The sequence below is a fragment of the Tenacibaculum sp. 190130A14a genome, assembly GCF_964048965.1.
Lineage (GTDB): Bacteria > Bacteroidota > Bacteroidia > Flavobacteriales > Flavobacteriaceae > Polaribacter > Polaribacter polynesiense.
In genome coordinates, this window is the sequence record NZ_OZ040189.1 from 2,436,115 (window position 1) to 2,456,019 (window position 19,905).

Sequence of the window (19,905 nt, forward strand, 5' to 3'; positions counted from 1 at the left end):
AGTAGTTATCTCGATCCAAAAAAAAAAGAGAGTTTGCAACTCTCTTTTAACTTAAATATTCCACTAATGAAATTTCTTTTGGAGCAGATATCTTTTTACGAAGTCTATACCTACTAATAAAAATACTATCAACTGATACCCCTAACATATTGGCTATTTCATTATTGTCTAAACCTAATTTCTCCAATGCAACTAAACGTTCTTCTGATTTTGTAAGTTTGTATCCTTTTCCATTTATCTGAGCAAAAAAATGTGGATGCACCTTAGAGAATTTATCTTTGAACAGATACCAGTCATCTTTTGTAAGAATTTTAGCATTAACTAGCTCTTGAATTGAATGAATTGTTTCCTTTTCTGAAACTTGATCTTTTAATACTTCCAATTGTAGTTTTAATTCATCTTGTTCTTTACTTTTCAATAATAATTGATGTGTAAAACTGTTCAACTCAATTTTGTTTCTTTCAACCTGTTTTTTTAACTGTGTCCTTTTATTTTTTTCTCTCCACCAAATTCCAAATATTATTAGCATAATCGAAAACAAAATAGCGACTAAAGTATTTCTCTTACTCCTTGAGATCTTTTTATCCGCTATTAATTTTTGAATATCTTTTTCTTTTTGAACATTATTAAATCTAGCTTGATGAAAGGCCAAAGCATCTGTTAATGCCTCTTTATTAATAGAATCTTTCAATTTCAAATAACTATTGTTGTGTTTTAATGCTTCTTTATAATTTCCTAATTTTAAATAGACCTTAGATAACAATCTTTCACTTTCTAAAAGGCTTATATTTTTAACCGAGTTCATCTCTGAAAACTTTCTAAAATCTTGCAAGAGTTGTAACGCTTTAACTATTTCTCCTTTTTCTATGAAATATTCGGCTTTTTCAGGAGTTATTGAAAACAGTAGTTTTTTATGCTTAATTTCTTTTTCTAACGTGAGTATTTGATTAAAAATAGTATCGGCTGATTTTAAATTCTTCTCCTTTAATCTTAATCTTAATTCTATTTGCCTTGATTGAAAAGCATTATTACTTTGAACTACTACGTCAGTGATGAAACTAGTATATCTCTTTGATGAGTCTAAATACTTATTGGCTTTATTTAAATCATTCGCTTTAATTGCCTCTTCGCTTAAAACCAAGTATAAAAATTGTAAAGGAGCATATGATTTATATTTTTTAGTTTTTATAATTAATTGATGCGTCTTTTCATTTGCTGTCTTACTCAATCCATTTCTACGATAGATTAAATCCAATTCTTTTGCTGTTCGATATATATATGGATAGTCTTTCAATTTCTCATAAAAATCATGCGCTTTTTCAAGATATTTAATAGCCGAAATAAAATTACCTGAATTGGAGTAAGCCTGTCCTGAAAAATAAAAAGCATCTGCAGCAAAAATTGAATCATTAGATGCTAAAAATAAATGTGCCGATTTCTGATAATCTTCAATAGCTTTTTTATAAGCCAATTCAGAAAAATATACGCCTCCTCTTTTTAAAAGTATATGTGCTTCTGACTTTTCTTGAGTAAAATATTTTTTATATGATAATAAAGAATCACATAAACTCTTGGCTTCTTTATTTTTACCTTTCATGATGTATTGCTGCACTAAAAATCGAGCTTTAGAAGCTAACAAATCATATTCTCGAAGTTCTTTGGCAAGTAATAAATATTCCTTTAATACAGGGACCAATTCTTTATGGTTTTTACGAATCATTTGCTTCGTTAACTCATCTAAAATTTTAAGTTTATCTTTCTTTTGAATAGTTTCTTGAGCTATTGTTTTTAGAGAATCAATTTCAGTTTGTGCAAATAGTATATTCACAAAAAATACAACCACCACTAAATTAACCAAACATAACCTACTTATAATCATACAAATAACAACATTACTACATTAATATCTTTATTATTGTACAGTAAAATTATAGTAGACCCTATTCATTATTCCTTTTTTTTTTAGATTTGTCAAACATTAATTTTTGTCAATGCCCGAACAACAAAAATCTGTTTGTGAAGAAAAGAACTTTGATTCTTTATTCAATACCTACTACGAAACTGCTACCAACTACATTTATTATAAATGTGGAAATTTGCAGCAAGCAGAAGATATTGTTCAGGATGCTTTTGTAAAAATTTGGAAAAGATGTGCTGAAGTAATTTATGAAACTGCAAGATCTTTCCTGTATACTATATGTAATAATGCATTACGTAACCAGTTTGCGCATCAAAAAGTCGTGTTACGCCATGAGGCAATTCCTAGAAGTGATAGAGATCATGAAAGTCCTGAGTTCATTTTGGAAACAGAAGAATTTAGAAGTAAACTAGAAAATGCCATTGCAAGTTTATCTGATAAAGAAAGAGAAGTTTTTTTATTAAGTCGTATTGATAAAAAAACGTATAAAGAAATAGCTGAAATAACTAACATAACTGTAAAGGCCGTAGAAAGAAGAATGAGCAATGCATTTATCAATCTAAGAAAGATTTTAGGAAAAGATTTAAAATTTTAATAGGGTAAATGCATTTATAGTGGTACAATAGATAAAGGCACGAAATAAAACAAATGAAAAAATACGAAACCGATAAATCTTTTTTAGCACGTTGGGCTGCAAATGAATTGAGCAATGAAGAATTAGCTGAGTTCAAAAAAACCGATGCCTTTAAAGATTTTGACCGTATCAATGAAATTGCGCAACAGTTCAAAGGCCCTAAAATTGACACAAAAGCTGCCTTAGCTCGAACCAAGACCAAAATGAATAAAGGAAAGGTTAGATCTTTAAATTCAAAACTTTGGTATTCTATTGCCGCTTCTATCGCTATTCTAATTTTAGGATACTTTGGTGCTAACTCTACCAAACAATATACAACAGGCATTGGAGAACAACTGGCAGTTGTACTTCCAGATGGTAGCAAAGTACAGTTAAATGCGAACTCTAATTTACAACATAAACGTTTCTTTTGGAATTCTAATCGAAAGCTTAGCTTAGTAGGTGAAGCTTATTTTCAAGTTGAGAAAGGAAGTGACTTTAGTGTTTCTACTTCCTATGGAAATGTTACAGTTTTAGGCACCAAATTTAATGTAAAATCGAGAAGTAACAATTTTGAATTAAACTGTTACGAAGGAACCGTACGATTTGATCAAAAAGGAACCAATGTTCAAAAGATTTTAAATGCAAATGATCAAATTTTATTAGTAAAAGAACGCATTATAGAACAAAAACACCAAACGGGTGAGCCTGTTTGGATGAGTGGGATTAGTGTTTTTAAAGATCGTCCATTACAGGAAGTTCTAAATGAATTAAGTAATTTGTATAATATAACTTTTAAAACAAACAACATAGATACTTCTCAATCTTTTTCGGGAAGTTTTATACATAACGATTTAGAAAAAGCTTTGAAGACTACCCTTACCCCAATGGGAATTGTCTATACTTTTTCTGATAACGAAAACATCGTATTTTTACAGTAGCATATTACCCCAATCATGAACAAAATTTTTAGTACAGCGATATTACTTTTTAGTATCGTTCAACTCTCTTTTTCACAAGAAAAGTTCAGTATTCATTATAACAATACACCACTTCAAGAAGTTATCTCTGATATTGAAAGCAAAACTCATGTCATTTTTTCATATTCGAAAGAAATCATTCAAGGCAAAAAAGTAACCTTAAATAAACAAAAAATTACTTTAAAACAATTAACCCTTAATTTAACTCAACAAACGGGATTACTATTTGAAATGCTGAGCAGTAACCAAATTGTAATAAGTAAACCCAGAAGGTTTTGTGGATTTGTGGTTGATGCTGAAACTAATGAGCCTTTACCTTTTACCAATGTTTTAATCAACGAACGTTTATTTACAACCACCAATGAACGTGGATTTTTTAGTTTTGAAAACCCAGCTAATAACTCAGAAAAAATTACTTTTAACCTACTCGGGTATCAACAAGAGGAGGTTTTAATTTCTACCAATCAGGATTGTCCTATTATTCCTTTAAAAACTGCCTCATCTGAATTGGATGAAGTGGTAGTTTTAGGGTATATAACTTCAGGGATAGATAGAAATAGTGATGGTTCCATTTCTGTGGATTCAAAGAGGTTAGGAATTTTACCAGGTTTAGTAAGTCCAGATATATCTCAAAGCATTCAATTGATTCCAGGTATTTCTACTTTGGATGAATCTGCTACGGGTATTCAAATCAGAGGAGGATCGCCTGATCAAAACCTTGTACTTTATGATGATATTAAACTTTACAACACAGGATATTTTTATGGGATGTTTTCGCTTTTTAATCCATTTGCTACAGAAAAAGCAACCATTCTTAGATCAGGAACCAGTGCGAGTTATGGTGATCGAATTTCAGGAATTATAGATATTTCTAGTGGCACAGATATTCCAGAAAAAATGGAAGGAGGGTTAGAGATAGACGGACTCTCTATTAATGGATATATCAAAACCCCTATCTCAAAAAAACTTGCGCTATATACATTTACTAGGAGATCTTATAACGATATTGTAAAAACTCCTACATATAAGAGTTATGAAGATAAAATTTTTACAAATTTTGGAACTGTAAAAGATCGAAATGGCAATATATTGGTCCTTGAAACCGATGATGATTATAGTCCTGAAACTAGTAATAACGATTTTTCATTTGCTGATTTTAATTCTAAAATAATCTATAAACCAAATAGTAAAAACACCTTAGCCATTAGTGGTTTATACACTAGAAATCGTTTAGATTTTGATTTTAGTGGAGGAGATGAAGTAGTTGTTGATTCTTTAAAAACTCAAAATAAAGGTCTGAGTTTTAATTGGACCCATGCTTCAAATGAAAAGCAACAAGAAGAACTTACAGCATATTACTCTGAGTATAATTCTTTTTATCAAAACAACGAAATCAAAGACGAAACTGGCGATGGAGTTTTAGATTTGGCTGAAATAAATATTCGTAAAAATAACATCGTAGATTTCGGTATTAACTTTACTTTTACTACTCAAATAAAAGATTCACAAAAATTAACCTTAGGGTATCAACTTTCCTATACTGATTTGAATATTTTGATTAGTAAAGAAAATCCGGTTGATAATGAATTAGAGCGTTCTTTACAAGACGATACTAATTTAAAAAATGCATTGTTTGGAGAATATACTTTTAGTTTTAAAAATAAAGGTTTTATTAACGCAGGATTACGACTTTCTCACTATAGTTCTTTGAACAGGTTTTTAGTAGAACCACGCTTAAATTTTGAATATCCGTTGAACGATCGACTTCGTTTTAAAACAGCAATAGAAAAAAGAAATCAGCCTATCTCTCAATTAGTGGAATTCAACCATACTGAGCTTCGTTTAGAAAATGAACTTTGGCGTTTATCAGATGGTGAACAATTTCCTCTATTAAGTAGTAATCAAGTCTCTGGAGGAATTTTATATCATCATAAAAACTTAAGTATTGATGTTGATGCTTATTACAAAAAACTTGATGGTTTAACTACTTTTACAAGTGGTTTTAGTAACCCTCTAGAAAACTTAGAAAAAGGTGAAAGTAGTATTAATGGTATTGATGTTCTCTTAAAATACAAATGGAACCATTACAAAATATGGGCTGGTTACACTTTTAATGATATCACATTTGAGTTTCCAAACTTAAAAGATACGCCTGAAAATTTCCCAGGTAATAACGATATTACTCATCATTTTAGAATTTCTAATACCTTACAATTAAAAAATTGGCAGTTCTCTCTAGGATGGCAATACAGATCAGGAAAACCAATTACACCTGTTAACAGTTATGTAATTAAAATAGATGCTGATAACGAGCCTGCTGGTGTAGTTAATTTTGGTGCAGTAAACAGTGAACGTTTACCCGATTTTCATCGTTTAGATGCTTCTATTTTACATGATTTAAATATTTCTTTGGGGAATAAAAAACTGAAGGCTCAACTTGGTATTTCTTTTCTTAACATTTATAATAGAGTGAAGCCACTAAACTTAATATATAAAGCTGAACGCAAACCTTTGGATGATGGAGGAATTGCTGTTGAAGGAACCACAGGTTCTAGTCCTGAAGAATTAGAAGTTATTTTAGAACAAGTAATTCAACGATTTTCACTTGGTTTTACTCCAAACGCAGTATTTAGAGTCTATTTTTAACCAATATGTTTAAATAAAAAAGCACAAGTCAAATTGACTTGTGCCGTAATAAGCTCTTAGTTGTTGTTTAAAAATTATTCCCTGGTGGTTCAGGACTTTGAGCTTGTACTTTTTGAGGGTTTAGTACCATATATGTTCCTAAAGCTGTTAAAGCTGCATATTTTCCATATTTGCTTATCTTATCTAGCGCCTCTTTTCTAGTTATTTTAGGCTCCTGATATTCAAAATTTTGATTTTTCATTGCCTATTGATTATTTCTTCAGAACTATTTTTTTACTCTTTATTCCAACAGCTGTTTTAACTTTTACGATATATACACCCGTCTCAACTATTGGTAAATCAATACTATCTTTTCCTGTTCCTTCAAAATTGGCCTGATAAATCAAAGATCCTAATGTGTTATACAAAGATAACTCATATTTTTCGTTATAAATTCCATCAACAAACAGCATACGATTCGAATTATACAATTTAATTCCATCTATAGTTACTTCTGGAATGAAGGTCTTAATTTTTGTGTGTAAGTAAAACCTACCTACTCCATTTTCTCCTTTAGACAACGTTAATTGATAATCCTCTTTAGTTAAATCAATAAGTTTAGCTAGTTCTTTATCTTCAAAAAATACCTTTGCTTCTTCTGGTAATGAAATTCCTTCTAAAGATACAACTATTGACGTTCCTTCTTGTGCTTTAATTCCAACAGGAATAACATTGGCATCATTTCCTTCAATAGGCAAAGATTGGTAGATAAAATTATTATCTGAAGAGCCATCTACCAAACGTGTATAAATATCAAATCCAGCTCCATCAAAGTTTCCAACATCATACCCTGGATCTAATCCTTTTGTTCCATTAGTTCGATAACTAATATTTGTTGTTACAATGGTTCCTTTTGATGCCAAAGATAATTTAATGGTAGGCACTTCAGTTCCTCTACTAAACGCTCCTCCTGTTACAGGTTGTAATGCTCTCTGAGCTTCTTTAAAAGAAATTGAACTTGCACTACTACTTACTTTTACAAGGAATCCTTGTCCTGGAGCTACATAGGCTGCTGCACTTACCAATGTTTTAGGTACATATTTGCTTTGAGAATTATCCCAAACATAGGCTCCTACATACATAGGGTCAAAGTTAGCCAAGTTATCATTTACAAAATTGGCCCCTCCATTTTCATTCATAGGTAAAAACGCAGTGTACGGATTTCCTATCGAATTCCATTGTCCTGCCACAATTGATTGATTGATATCTGAAGTTTCTATGGTTCCAATAAATGAAACTGCTCCATCCGTTCCACGAGATATTGCGTAGCTTTTTCCTTTTTCAAAAGTAATGCTATTGGATGCTAAATCGTCTGTTGTATAATACACCCATTTATCTCCAGAGGCTCTATTATCATCATAATACCCTACTGCATATCTATTAGGTGTTACAGTTGGATTTATTCGTATATTGTTTTCTGGATTCTCAACAAAATCTTTAATACTTTGTCCTGAAACAGGTGCAGAAATAATACTCCATTTATTAGCTACTAATCCACCTCTTTCATAAGTAACCTGTCCATTTGAAATACCTTTTACAATAAGTACTCCACTTTTGTTTGTTGATGATTTTATGGTTACGACACCATTATTTGTAAAATCTTCATTTACCAACACACCTCCATCTTCACCAACATCAAATGAAGTAAAAAAGTCTACAAATAAATCATTTACCTCAACAGTGATATCTGATTCTACAATTGGAGTAGTTACACTATTAGGAATAATAACATTACTTGTTGTTTGCGGTGCAGCATTTCCTATCCAATTGTTTGTTTCTTGCCAATTCGTATCAACATTTCCAGACCAAACTACCGAATTACAGTTTTCGCTAAAATTAGCTATTACATCTTTATCCCAAGTTGATAAATATGAAGCAGATGCATCGTCAACTTCTATACATGTTAAATAATCATTGAATCTCGCATTAAAATCAGCCATGAGATTATTGTTTCCATTTCTAACATCAAGTGACACTAGCAATGTTTGCGTAACCCCCAACTCTTCTAATTGTGGACAATTCGTAACATCTAAATAAGTGTATTGATTTTTACTTGCTCTAAGTTTCTTAAGATTTGGATTATTGACTGTTAATGTTCTGATTTTGTTAGAACGTAATTCAACTTCTTCTAAAGTCGGAATAACTGATAAATCTAATTCTGTTAAATCATTTTCAGCAACATTTAAGATTCTCAAACTTGAATTACTTGAAAGGTTTAATGCAGTTAAGTCATTATAATCTAAATTTAAAGATTCTAATAATGTAAAGGCTTCTATTCCTGTTACATCTGAAATATTTTGACTACTAATATCTAAAGCTATCACTTTTTCTATTTTAGATGTAGCTACTTGATTATCATTTGCAATTCCATTCCCCATGCTTGAACTATTTCCGACCGCAACAACATTACCATCTGCATCATGTGTTTCTAAATAATTCTCAAAATTAGCATCTGCTATATATGTGAGTTCGCAATACAAAGCGTAGTTTGCACTAGCATCTTTATGCCAAATAGCTGAATCTGGATTTATATCGTCTACTTCAATACAATTTAACCCAGTATTTCCTTGAGCGTCAAACCAAGTGAAGTTAGTATTATTTCCATTAGCTACATTTAAAGAGGTTAATTGATTATTGGCAATTCTTAATTGTAAAATACTTGAACAAGCAGATATATTTAAGTTGGTAAAATTATTATCATTAATATTTAATGATCTTAATAATGGATTATTAGAGATATCTATTGTAGACAGGTTATTATTATTACTTTGTAAAGTTTCTAATTTAGTAAGGCTTGAAATATCAAGAGTTCCAATTGGATTTCCGCCAGTAATTAACTGCATCAATTCAGTATTAGTGCTAATATCTATGTTAGTAAGCTTATTATCTTCAAGGCTTAGATGTGTAAGTTTTGAATTCTGACTTATATCTATAGTTTCTAGATTAGATCTACGACATATTAATAACTCAATGGATTTAAAGCCTTCTATCCCTGTTAAGTCGGAAATATCATTATCTTGAATAATTAGGCTAGTTTCATTTTCTATTAAAGCTGTGTAAACATAATCATCGTTCGCTATACCATTACCGAAACCTCTACCTTCTAATAAAGCTTCAAAATTATCATCTGGAACATAAGTCATTCTACAATACTCTGCATAGTTCGCGGTTGCATCTTTTAACCAAGTTCCTAATAATGCAGCAGCAGCTGGATCCTCTACTGAAATACATGTTAAACTAGGATTACCTGTAACGTCTACATTATCTAAATCAGCATTATTACCACTACGAAGGTTCAATCTTGTTAATGAAGCATTTTTACAAGACAAATTGTCTAAGGTATTTTGATTACCTAAATCTAAAGTGGTAAGAGAAGTACTGTCACATATTAATCGACTTAGATTCAAATTATTGCTTAAATCTATTTCAGCAATACTTGTATTGCTGAACGATAAGTAAAACAAATCTAATTGTTTGGTTACATCTAAACTTGTAAGCGAATTTTTACCACATTCTAAGTTTTCTAACAATACATTATTTTGAATATTTAACGAAGTAATATTAGTATTCTCACAATATAAAGAGACTAAATTCAATTGATTACTTACATCTATAGTATTTACACTATTATTCGTAACCGTTAAGCTTGTTAAATCATTATTTGTAACATCAATACTAGTTAAGTTATTATCTGCTAGATTTAAGAACTTTAAAGCGACATTGGTACTTATATCTAAAGTAGTAAGACTATTGTTTGAGGCTTCTAAACTTTCTAAAACGGTCAAACCTGTAATATCTAAGCTTGTAAGTCCTGTGTTTCCAATAGTTATATTTTCTAATAACTTATTTTTTGTTAAGTCTAAACTGGTATTTGTTAAGGAATTATCATCAATCCATAAGCGAATTAAACTAACAAAATCTTCAATTCCTGTAAAATCTTCAATTCCCTCATTTCTAGGAGTTAATAATTGTATGTTTTCAATTTTAGCTGTTGGTACCAAATTGTCATCAATAATTCCATTTCCGAGACTATTCGAACTTCCTAAAGCGACTGTTCCTCCATATTCATTATGTGTTTCTAAATAGGCCTCAAAATTAGCATCTGGAATGCTTGTAAATCTACAGTATTCAGCAAAACTAGCGGTAACGTCTTTATCCCAACTGGCTAAATAAGCTCCTGTGGGATCATCAACTTCAATGCATGTTAAATTAGGGCAACCATCTACTTCAAAGTCTGTAAAACTGCTATTGTTTCCATTTCTTGCATTTAACTCTACTAATTCACTATTGTTTCGTGCACTAAATTCTGTCAACTTGGTATTCTTACTTATATCTATAGAGGTAATATTGGTTTCATCTAAATTTAACTCTTCTAAGTTCGTTAAACCACTCACATCAAAAGAAGTAAACGGGTTTTTGGCCAAATTTAGGTAATCCAATAATGGATTATTTTTTAGATCAATTTCAGTAAATTGGTTTAAAGACCCTATTATTCTTGTTAAATTGACATTTTTACTTACATCTATACTACTTAAGGTTGTTTCGTGAATTTGCAAATCTTCTAATAAGATATTATTACTTACATCTAAACCTGTTAAGTTGTTTGTAGAAATGATTAATTCTTTAAGCGCTGTATTAGTAGCAAGGTTAACAGATGTAAGACTATTACGAGATATTTCTACCCTTTCTAATCCTGTTAAATTTGAAATATCAATACTGGTTAGTCCCATACTACTAGCCTCAATTCTTTTTAAATTTGTATTGGCAGTAAGATCCAAATGGGTATTGGTTAGTACATTATTAAATATAAATAGTACTTGTAGTGAAGTAAACGCTTCCAAACCTGTTAGATCTGTAATCCCTTGAAATCCGACAAACAAATCGGTTACATTTTCAATATTGGCAGTTTTCACATAGTTATCATTAGCAATTCCGTTCCCCATACTTGTTGGATCTCCGACCGCTACATTATTATTGTTAGCATCATGTGTTTCAAGATAATCTTCAAATCTATCATCTGGTATATAGCTCCAGTTACAATCATTACTAAAACTTGTAGTAGCATCTTTTTCCCAACTATTCAAGTAGCTAGCAGAAGTATCATCTACTTGAATACATAAAAGATTAGAATTTCCTGTTGCATACAATTCTATATCGCTACTATTGTTTCCATTTTTTAAGTTTAAAGAGGTCAATGCTCCATTTTGAAGTTCTCCGTACTCAAAATCGGGACTATTACTAAAATCTAATTCAGATACTTGGCTACCGTAAGTATACACTTCTATTAATTTTGTCAAGCCAGATACATCTAAAGCCGTCAATGATGTGTTTCCATTGACACCAATATCTTCAAGATTTACATTTTGAGAAACGTCTAATGATGTTAATGTTGGAGTATCTTCTATAAATAAATCAGTAAGGTTTACCAAAGTACTAACATCTATAGTGGTCAATTGATTCTCTCCACAACTTAACGTTTGTAAAAGCGCGTTATTAGAAACATCTAATGTAGTCAATGCATTATCTCCACAATATAGTCTAGTTAAATTGGTATTGCTACTTGTATTAAGTGCTGTTAACTCGTTTTCTCTTATCCTAAAATCAGAAAGCATCAAGTTAGAACTTATATCTATTGCGGTAAAGTTATTCCTATCTACATTTAAATAGTTCAGGTTCGTATTAGAACTTAAATCTATCGTAGACAAGTTATTATTTCCTAGCCATGCCCTTCCTAACTTTGTCAAATTAGATAAGTTTATACTCGTAAGTCCCATATCACTACAAGTAATTTCCGTTAAATTTGTATTTGCAGTTATATCTAAACTAGAAACCGTATTCCCATAAGCCTGTAACGTTTTTAAGGCTGTGAATCCCTCCAATCCTGTAAAATCTGTAATTCCTTGGTTAGAGATATTCAAATAAAGTATATTTTTTATTTGTTCGGTTCCAACATAATCATCATTGGCAATACCATTTCCCATACTCGTAATATCACCTACTGGAACTACTCCTCCAACTGAATTATGTGTTTCTAAATAAGCTTCAAAATTATCATCTGGAACATAGGTTTGAGTACAAAACAATTTATACTCCGTTTGGGCATCTTTACGCGTAAATGTTGTCTCTGCATATGATGTATCATCAACACTTACACAAGTTAACCCAGGATTGTTTCGAATATCAAAATCTCGATGATCTAAATTGGTGTTGTTTCCGTTTTTAATATTTAAATAGGTCAATTGATTGTAGGCAATTGACAAATCAACTAAAGCAACATTCTTTGAAACATCTAAACTTGTAATACTATTACTTTCTGCATATAATTCAATTAACTTTACATTATTACTTACATCTAAACTTGTTAAGTTATTTTCATATACCTGTAACTCCAATAACTCTGGGTTTTGAGAAAGATCTAAACTTGTAAGATTATTTTCCACACAATCTAAGTCTTCTAATATTGGAAGATTGGTAACATCTAAACTTGTTAAGTTGTTATCATAACATGTTAATTTTTTCAATTTCGTGTTATTCGATACATCAAGACTTGCTATTTGATTCCTGGCGCAGCTTATTGACTCTAGATCAATATTATGAGAAATATCTATTGACGTTAACTGATTTTGAAAAGCATCAATTCTTGTTAATGCAGTATTGTTACTAATATCAATTGATGTTAACTCATTTCTAAAAACTTGAACTATTTTTAGGTTTACATTTTTAGTAATATCTATACTTTGTAACCCCATTCTGTAACAATTTAACTCTTCTAAAGCTAGATTATAAGAAAGGTTTAAACTTGTCATTGTATTATCTTGACAATCGAGTTTCTTTAACGCGGTAAATCCTTCAATACCTGTTAAATCTGTAATCCCTAAATTATCAATATCTAACTCTTCTACATCAGCTATTCTATTGGTTGTTACATAATCATCATTGGCAATACCATTTCCCATACTCGAAGCATCTCCTACTGACACAGTATTTCCATTAGCATCATGTGTTTCTAAATAGTTTTCAAAATTATCATCAGGAACATAGGTCCAATCACAATCTTCGTTAAAAGAGGTTCCCGAATCTACAGTCCATAACGCTAAGCTAGACAACGAACTATCATCAACAGTAATACATAAAAGATTGTAATTAGCGCGTGCACTAAACGTTTGTATGAGTGCATTATTACCATTTCTAAAATCTAAAGACGTTAATTCATTATCGTCAAGATCAACTTTGAGTAAATTTGTATTAGCTGTTAAATCTAAACTTGTTATTGGATTCGATTCTGTTGTAAGCTCTTTTAATGATAAATTTTGGGAAATGTCTAACGATGTTATATCATTTTGAGCACAATTAAGAACCTCTAATTTTTGAAAAGCGGCAATTCCCTCTAAACTGCCAATATTTTGATTGGAAACATCTAATGATATTACCTCTTTAATTCTCACCGTATAAACATAATTATCATTTGCTACGCCGTTCCCCATTCCATTTGCTTCTAGAAAAGCTTCAAAATTATCATCTGGAATTGTACTTACTCCACAATTTTCATCAAATGATGTATGAGCATCTACGTTCCATAACACCAAGCTTGATAAAGCAATATTATCAACAGTAATACAAAACAACTGATAATTTGCTATAGCTCTAAATGTTTTTATAATACCATTATTCCCATTTCTAAAATCAAATGTTATCAAATCATTGTCGGATACATCAACGCGCTCAAGTTTTGTATTTGCTATCAAGCTTAAGTTAACAAGATCATTTGAGATTGCTGAAAATTCTAATAACTCTAAATTAGCTGATAAGTCTATAGTGCTAATACTATTGCCATCTACATTTAAAAATTGAAGACTTTGAAAAGCTTCAATACCAGAGATATTAGAAATACCCTTATTGGAAACATTTAAAGAGGTTACATTTTCAATATTCGCAATAATGACATAATTATCATTAGCAATACCGTTTCCCATACTTGATGCATCTCCTATTGAAACCGTATTTCCATCGGCATCATGCGTTTCTAAGTAGTTTTCAAAATTATCGTCTGGAACATAGGTTTGTTGTCCTACTACTAAATTACTTAATAGTAAAAGCAAAATAGATAATAGTTTTAATTTCATCGGAACAATTTGAGAGGTTAGTGAGTTTTACAGTATTTAAAAAGGTGTTTAGTTAAAGTTTATGACATAAACTCAATCTTAATTATTTTCATCTTATAACCATTAAAAGCCTTCTCAAGTCTTACCCTAGATAACCAAAAAACTCTCCCATTATGAAGTAATGGGAAAAACAAAAAAGTGTCTTTCTTAACTCTTACCTTACGCCTTTTGTTCTTTCTAATTTTAATCTGCATTATCGATTCATACTTATGGTTATAAATATGAATCAAAGAAAAAAAATACAACGTATTTTATAGTATTTATCTCCGGACAAAAAGCGGACAAAAAGCGGACAAAACACTAAACCACTAATAAACAAACAGATAAAACAAGCTATTAAGATGCTTCTAAAAACTCTAATAAGGAATGTCCTTTGGGCGCATTGATCTTTTTTCTCAACCTAGATCTGCTTCGAACAACACTATCTTGAGATATTGCTAACATACTTGCAATTTCATTGGTATCTAAGTACAATTTTTCCATAGCAATCAAACGTTCTTCCGATTTAGTTAAATCGAATCCTTTACTTTTTATTTTTAAGAAGAAACTCGGATATACATTTTTAAACTTTTCTTTAAAAGTATACCAATCGTCATTCGTTAAAATTTTATTCGTTGTTAAATCTTGCAACTTATCAATAGACTTTTGCGCTCCTATTTCTTCTTTGAGTTTTTGTATTTCTTCTGAAAGTGATTCCTGAGTTTTACTCTTCTCTAATAGCAATTGTGTAAACTCTGCTAACTCCTTTTTATTCTTGGCTATTTTTTTATCTAAAGCTTTTCTCTTCTGTTTCCCCAATAACCAGATATAATAAGAAACGGTTATTGAAATTATTACAATTGACAATAATAGTAACCACAACATGTTTCGTTTACTTTTTTCTATTTCTTGATCTTTTTCAAGTAAAGAAATTTGCGTTTCTTTTTTATAAATTTCGTTGTCTTTTCTTTCTGACTCAAATTGTGATTGATAATATAAAAACCTATTCGTTCTTACTTCATCTTCGAATGCTTCATTCGCCTCTATATACTTTTGTTGATGCTGCGCTCCTTTTATGTACTCCTTTTTTAATAAATATAATTCTGCTAATTCTCTTTCCGCCTGTATGTAATTACTAATGTCATTAACCTTTTCCTTTTTTGCCACGAACTCATTTAATATTTCTATTGCTTTACTATAATTCCCTACCTTTTTATAGTACTGTGCTTTTGGTAATAACATAACTGAATTATAGTACTCTGGTGCATCCGTTAAAAAACGTTGTTCATTTGCTAAATCTAAATGTTTCTTCGCCTTTATTATATCATTTTTATTCAAATAGTACTTTAATTTACCAACCTCTGCATGTATTTTAATTCTTGATTTGACTACAGGATGTGAAATACTATCAGCATAATACAATGCTGAATCTACATACCTTTTTGCCGTTTCGAATTCTTTTTTACTCAAATAATTCCCTGCTAATTGAATATAAATAGTACTTATCCCTTTATATTCTTTGCCTTTTAAGAGCTCTTTTAAAACTTTTTTTCTTTCAAAAATAGCTTTGTCATAAAACTTGTTTCTTCCGTAAATACTAGCTAGTTCAGATAAAGCATAATTAGCATATAGTTTATCTCCTAATATTGCATACAACTTATAGGATTCTTCATATCTTTCTAATGATGTTAAAAAGTCCTTTAAGTTTACATATACCTGCCCAGCAAAATATCTAGCATCTGCTGCAAAAATTGAATCTCCACTTATCAAAAATAAATCTCCTGATTTATCATAGTCTTTTGCAGCTTTTTCTAATAATTCCTGATTAAAATAAGCTCCTGCCCTTTTTAAAAGTAAATGTCCTTCTGATTTTTCAGTTGTAAATTTTTCTTTGTGTTTTAACATTTGCTCAACTACATATATGGCAGAATCTGCTTTACCTCCATAAATATACTTTTGCGCAATAAAACGTGTTTTAGAAGCCGCTAAATCAAAATCTCCAAGTTTTTTAGCTAATTGAATAACGTCTTCCAAATATTTGAATTGTTCTGGATGCTTTTCTTTTATCATTTGATGAGATAAAGTATCAAGTAATTTTAACTTTAATTCATCCTGTTTTGCTTCAATTAATTGTTGTTGAAGTGAGTCTATTTTGGTTTGTGAGAAACCAGATAGCACTATACCGAATATAAAAATTGCGAGGGAAAAATTTCTAATCATAAATAAAGTTGAATCAACTAAAACATCTAAATACTAGGTTCTAAAATTAAAGTAATTAAATCTAGCTTCCAAATTTCATTGATTCTAGTTAATCGTAAAAAATAATCATGAAATTACCTTATTAAACTCCTATAAAACAAAAAACTCTGAGTACATACTCAGAGCTTTCTATTATAAATTATTAATTTTTTTATGAGTTCTTTCTGTTTCTAAACATTAACCAAACTCCTACTAGAATTAAAGGAATACTTAATAATTGTCCGGTATTTAAACCTAAAATAATATCTTCTCTTCCTTCTACCTGTGGTTCTTTAAAGTATTCAATAACTAAACGTAGTCCCCATAATCCAATCATAAACAGTCCAAACAAGAATCCTTCTTGTTTTTTCTTATCTGTTTTCCAATAAAAATACCATAGAGCAAAGAATAAAACTAAATAACTAAATGCTTCATATAATTGAGTTGGATGACGTGGTACCGTTTCTCCTGCTTTCTTAAAAATAACTCCAAAACTAGAACCTGTTGGTTTTCCATAGATTTCTGAGTTGAAGAAGTTTCCAAAACGAATAAAGAATGCTGATAGGGCAACCATAATCCCTAACCTATCTAAGATGAACAAAAATTTTCCTTCAAGGTGTTTTTTAGCATAAAAATACATGGCTATAACAATTCCAATAGCTGCTCCATGACTGGCAAAACCAGTATAACCAGTAAACTTCCAGCCTTTCACCAATCCAAACAACATTTCTGCCCCTTCTTGCCTTTTCATTGGAAGTATTATTTCCCATAAATTATTTTGATAATCTGCCCAACTATAGAAAAATACTTCTCCTAAACGCATTCCTATAAGCATAGAAACAAATACATACATAAACAACGGATCCAACTTTTCTACTGGAATCTTATCTTCTATATAAATTTTCTTCATAAAATGAAGACCTAATACGAAGGCTATTACAAACATTAAGCTATACCACCTAACTCCAAAACCTCCAATATTAAAAATTTCAGGATTCCAATCCCACACTATGGATAAATAATTCATGTATATTTACTTTATATTTTTATTCTTTTTTTCCTTTACTTCGGGTACAGGATCATATCCACTTCCCCCCCATGGATGACAACTGAAAATACGTTTTGTTGCCAACCAGCCTCCATAAAACAATCCATGTTTTTTTAAGGCTTCGATTGTATAACTTGAACAAGTAGGATCATATCTACAAGTGGCAGGTGTAAACGGTGATATTGCCGTTTGATAAAAACGAACCAATAATATAAACGGATATGCTAATATTTTTTTCAAATTAATTCCAATCTTCTTTTAACAATGCATACCTTCTATCAGTACAATTATCGTATTCATTATAAAACTCTTTTACAGGTGTTAAAAACTTTGACAAAACCTTGTTAGAAGCTATGTTTTCAACCCAAACATCAGCCGTAATTTTATCTAGCTTTAGCTCTGAAAAAGAAAAATCAATCATCCTTTTTGTAATCTCTGTTGCATATCCTTTTCCCCAGTAAGGTTTTCTGAAACGATATCCCAATTCTCTATCACCTTCATCATTGGTAAGAAATGCCACAAGACCTATCAGTTCATCTTGACCGTCTTCAAAAACTCCTAAAATATTTAATGGGTTTTCAGAGATATTTCCATCAAAACCAATGGCCTTCTCGAATTTTATATTGATATTTTCTTCTGAAGGACATTGTTGAGGAATTGCCGCTATAATTTCTTTTGCTGTTAACAACTCTACAAACTCCTTTTTATGAATTTTAGTTATTGCTTTCACCACAAGTCGTTCAGAAGTAAAAATCATGAGAATTTAATTTACTGAAAATGTTGTTCCTTCTCTACCATCTTTCAACTGAATACCTAAAGCGGCTAACTCATCGCGTATTTGATCAGATAAAGCCCAATCTTTATTTTCTCTAGCTTCCTTTCTCATTTGTATCAGCATCTCCACAACCCCATCTAACTTATTTGTTCCTTGTTGTGTCTCTTCTTCTACTAAGCCTAAAACATCAAATACAAATGCATTTAAAGTTGCAGTTAATAGCGCCAAGTCATCTTTAGAAATTTCTGCTTTTTTATCTTTTAATAAATTGATAAACTTAACTGCTTCAAATAAATTAGCTATTAAAATAGGCGTATTAAAGTCATCATTCATAGCATCATAACATTTCTGCTTCCATGCTAAAACATCAAAATCAGAAGTAGCTTTACTCTCTTCTACTGATTTTAACATCTTTAATGCTTCCATTAACTTATTATACCCCTTTTCAGAGGCCAATAAAGCCTCTCCTGAAAAGTCTAAAATACTGCGATAGTGAGCTTGCATGTTAAAGAAGCGTACTACTCCAGCACTAAATGCCTTTGGTAAAATCGTATTGTCTCCTGTTAAAATTTCTTCTGGTAAAATATAGTTCCCAGTAGATTTAGCCATTTTTTGACTGTTTAACAATAACATATTCGCATGCATCCAATAGTTTACAGGTTGTACTCCTGAACATGTATGAGATTGCGCAATTTCACACTCATGATGTGGAAATTTTAAATCCATTCCTCCACCATGAATATCAATTTGTTCTCCCAAATATTTTGAACTCATTACTGAACATTCTAAATGCCAACCAGGAAAACCATCACTCCAAGGAGAAGGCCAACGCATAATATGACGTTCATCTGCTTTTTTCCAAAGTGCAAAATCTTGTGGGTTTTTCTTATCTGATTGCCCGTCTAAAACTCTTGTATTATGAATAGCATCTTCTATCGTACGTCCAGATAAAATTCCATAATTACTATTCTCATTGTATTTCAATACATCAAAATACACAGAACCATTCACTTCATAAGCCATTCCTTTATCCATGATTTCTTTAATCATTTCAATTTGCTCAACGATATGTCCTGTTGCTGTTGGTTCTATACTTGGTGGTAAGAAATTATATTTAGTAGTTACATTATGAAAGTCAACAGTATAACGTTGTACTACTTCCATTGGTTCAATTTCTTCTAAGCGTGCTTTCTTAGCAATTCTATCTTCGCCTTCATCTGCATCATTTTCTAAATGCCCCGCATCTGTAATGTTTCTTACATATCGAACTTTATATCCTAAATGCAATAAATAACGAAACACCATATCAAAAGACATGAATGTTCTAATATTTCCTAAATGTACATTACTATATACCGTTGGACCACATACATACATTCCTACACGTCCTTCGGTTACAGGTACAAAAAGCTCTTTACTTTTTGATAGCGAATTGTAAATTTTAAGTTGATTTTCTTTGTATAATTCCATAGAAAAAGTGTCTAATAACTGACGCTAAGATAGGCAC

General features: G+C 30.8%; 11 protein-coding genes. 3 read left to right on the forward strand and 8 right to left on the reverse strand.

Annotation, left to right across the window (positions count from 1 at the left end):
* Positions 1–46 precede the first annotated feature (46 nt).
* Positions 47–1,879 (reverse strand): hypothetical protein, encoded by a 1,833-nt coding sequence (locus ABNT22_RS11490; RefSeq protein ID WP_348718597.1) that lies wholly within the window; start codon positions 1,877–1,879, stop codon positions 47–49.
* Positions 1,880–1,991: 112 nt separating this feature from the next.
* On the opposite strand from ABNT22_RS11490, the gene ABNT22_RS11495 reads away from it, so the two are divergent.
* The 3 genes from ABNT22_RS11495 to ABNT22_RS11505 are packed head-to-tail and all read left to right on the forward strand — an operon-like array spanning position 1,992 to position 6,157.
* Positions 1,992–2,513, forward strand: a complete 522-nt coding sequence (locus tag ABNT22_RS11495) for an RNA polymerase sigma factor (RefSeq protein WP_348718596.1) — start codon at positions 1,992–1,994, stop codon at positions 2,511–2,513.
* A gap of 53 nt (positions 2,514–2,566) precedes the next feature.
* Entirely contained in the window at positions 2,567–3,472 is a 906-nt protein-coding gene (locus ABNT22_RS11500) for a FecR family protein (protein WP_348718595.1), read from the forward strand.
* A 15-nt stretch (positions 3,473–3,487) separates the two neighbouring features.
* Entirely contained in the window at positions 3,488–6,157 is a 2,670-nt protein-coding gene (locus ABNT22_RS11505; RefSeq protein ID WP_348718594.1) for a TonB-dependent receptor, read from the forward strand.
* A gap of 67 nt (positions 6,158–6,224) precedes the next feature.
* Here ABNT22_RS11505 and ABNT22_RS11510 read toward each other — a convergent pair whose 3' ends face one another.
* The 7 genes from ABNT22_RS11510 to cysS form a co-directional block, all read right to left on the reverse strand.
* On the reverse strand, positions 6,225–6,398 hold the full coding sequence (locus tag ABNT22_RS11510; protein WP_348718593.1) for a hypothetical protein: 174 nt from the start codon (positions 6,396–6,398) through the stop codon (positions 6,225–6,227).
* A gap of 10 nt (positions 6,399–6,408) precedes the next feature.
* Positions 6,409–14,319 (reverse strand): T9SS type A sorting domain-containing protein, encoded by a 7,911-nt coding sequence (locus ABNT22_RS11515; RefSeq protein WP_348718591.1) that lies wholly within the window; start codon positions 14,317–14,319, stop codon positions 6,409–6,411.
* A 375-nt stretch (positions 14,320–14,694) separates the two neighbouring features.
* Positions 14,695–16,557 (reverse strand): hypothetical protein, encoded by a 1,863-nt coding sequence (locus ABNT22_RS11520; RefSeq protein WP_348718590.1) that lies wholly within the window; start codon positions 16,555–16,557, stop codon positions 14,695–14,697.
* Between the two features lie 190 nt (positions 16,558–16,747).
* Positions 16,748–17,602: a prolipoprotein diacylglyceryl transferase gene (gene lgt / locus ABNT22_RS11525; protein WP_348718588.1), complete on the reverse strand. Its 855-nt coding sequence runs from the start codon at positions 17,600–17,602 to the stop codon at positions 16,748–16,750.
* 6 nt (positions 17,603–17,608) lie between these two features.
* The gene (yidD, locus tag ABNT22_RS11530) at positions 17,609–17,863 is read right to left on the reverse strand and encodes a membrane protein insertion efficiency factor YidD (RefSeq protein ID WP_348718587.1); all 255 of its coding nucleotides are present in this window, start codon (positions 17,861–17,863) and stop codon (positions 17,609–17,611) included.
* A gap of 1 nt (position 17,864) precedes the next feature.
* Positions 17,865–18,380 (reverse strand): GNAT family N-acetyltransferase, encoded by a 516-nt coding sequence (locus ABNT22_RS11535; RefSeq protein WP_348718586.1) that lies wholly within the window; start codon positions 18,378–18,380, stop codon positions 17,865–17,867.
* Between the two features lie 6 nt (positions 18,381–18,386).
* Positions 18,387–19,868 (reverse strand): cysteine--tRNA ligase, encoded by a 1,482-nt coding sequence (gene cysS, locus ABNT22_RS11540; protein ID WP_348718585.1) that lies wholly within the window; start codon positions 19,866–19,868, stop codon positions 18,387–18,389.
* Positions 19,869–19,905: the final 37 nt, after the last annotated feature.

Coding starts and splice junctions, on each gene's coding strand:
- ABNT22_RS11490 (WP_348718597.1), bottom strand. CDS start 1,879: ATGATTATAAGTAGGTTATGTTTGGTTAATTTAGTGGTGGTTGTATTT.
- ABNT22_RS11495 (WP_348718596.1), top strand. CDS start 1,992: ATGCCCGAACAACAAAAATCTGTTTGTGAAGAAAAGAACTTTGATTCT.
- ABNT22_RS11500 (WP_348718595.1), top strand. CDS start 2,567: ATGAAAAAATACGAAACCGATAAATCTTTTTTAGCACGTTGGGCTGCA.
- ABNT22_RS11505 (WP_348718594.1), top strand. CDS start 3,488: ATGAACAAAATTTTTAGTACAGCGATATTACTTTTTAGTATCGTTCAA.
- ABNT22_RS11510 (WP_348718593.1), bottom strand. CDS start 6,398: ATGAAAAATCAAAATTTTGAATATCAGGAGCCTAAAATAACTAGAAAA.
- ABNT22_RS11515 (WP_348718591.1), bottom strand. CDS start 14,319: ATGAAATTAAAACTATTATCTATTTTGCTTTTACTATTAAGTAATTTA.
- ABNT22_RS11520 (WP_348718590.1), bottom strand. CDS start 16,557: ATGATTAGAAATTTTTCCCTCGCAATTTTTATATTCGGTATAGTGCTA.
- lgt (WP_348718588.1), bottom strand. CDS start 17,602: ATGAATTATTTATCCATAGTGTGGGATTGGAATCCTGAAATTTTTAAT.
- ABNT22_RS11535 (WP_348718586.1), bottom strand. CDS start 18,380: ATGATTTTTACTTCTGAACGACTTGTGGTGAAAGCAATAACTAAAATT.
- cysS (WP_348718585.1), bottom strand. CDS start 19,868: ATGGAATTATACAAAGAAAATCAACTTAAAATTTACAATTCGCTATCA.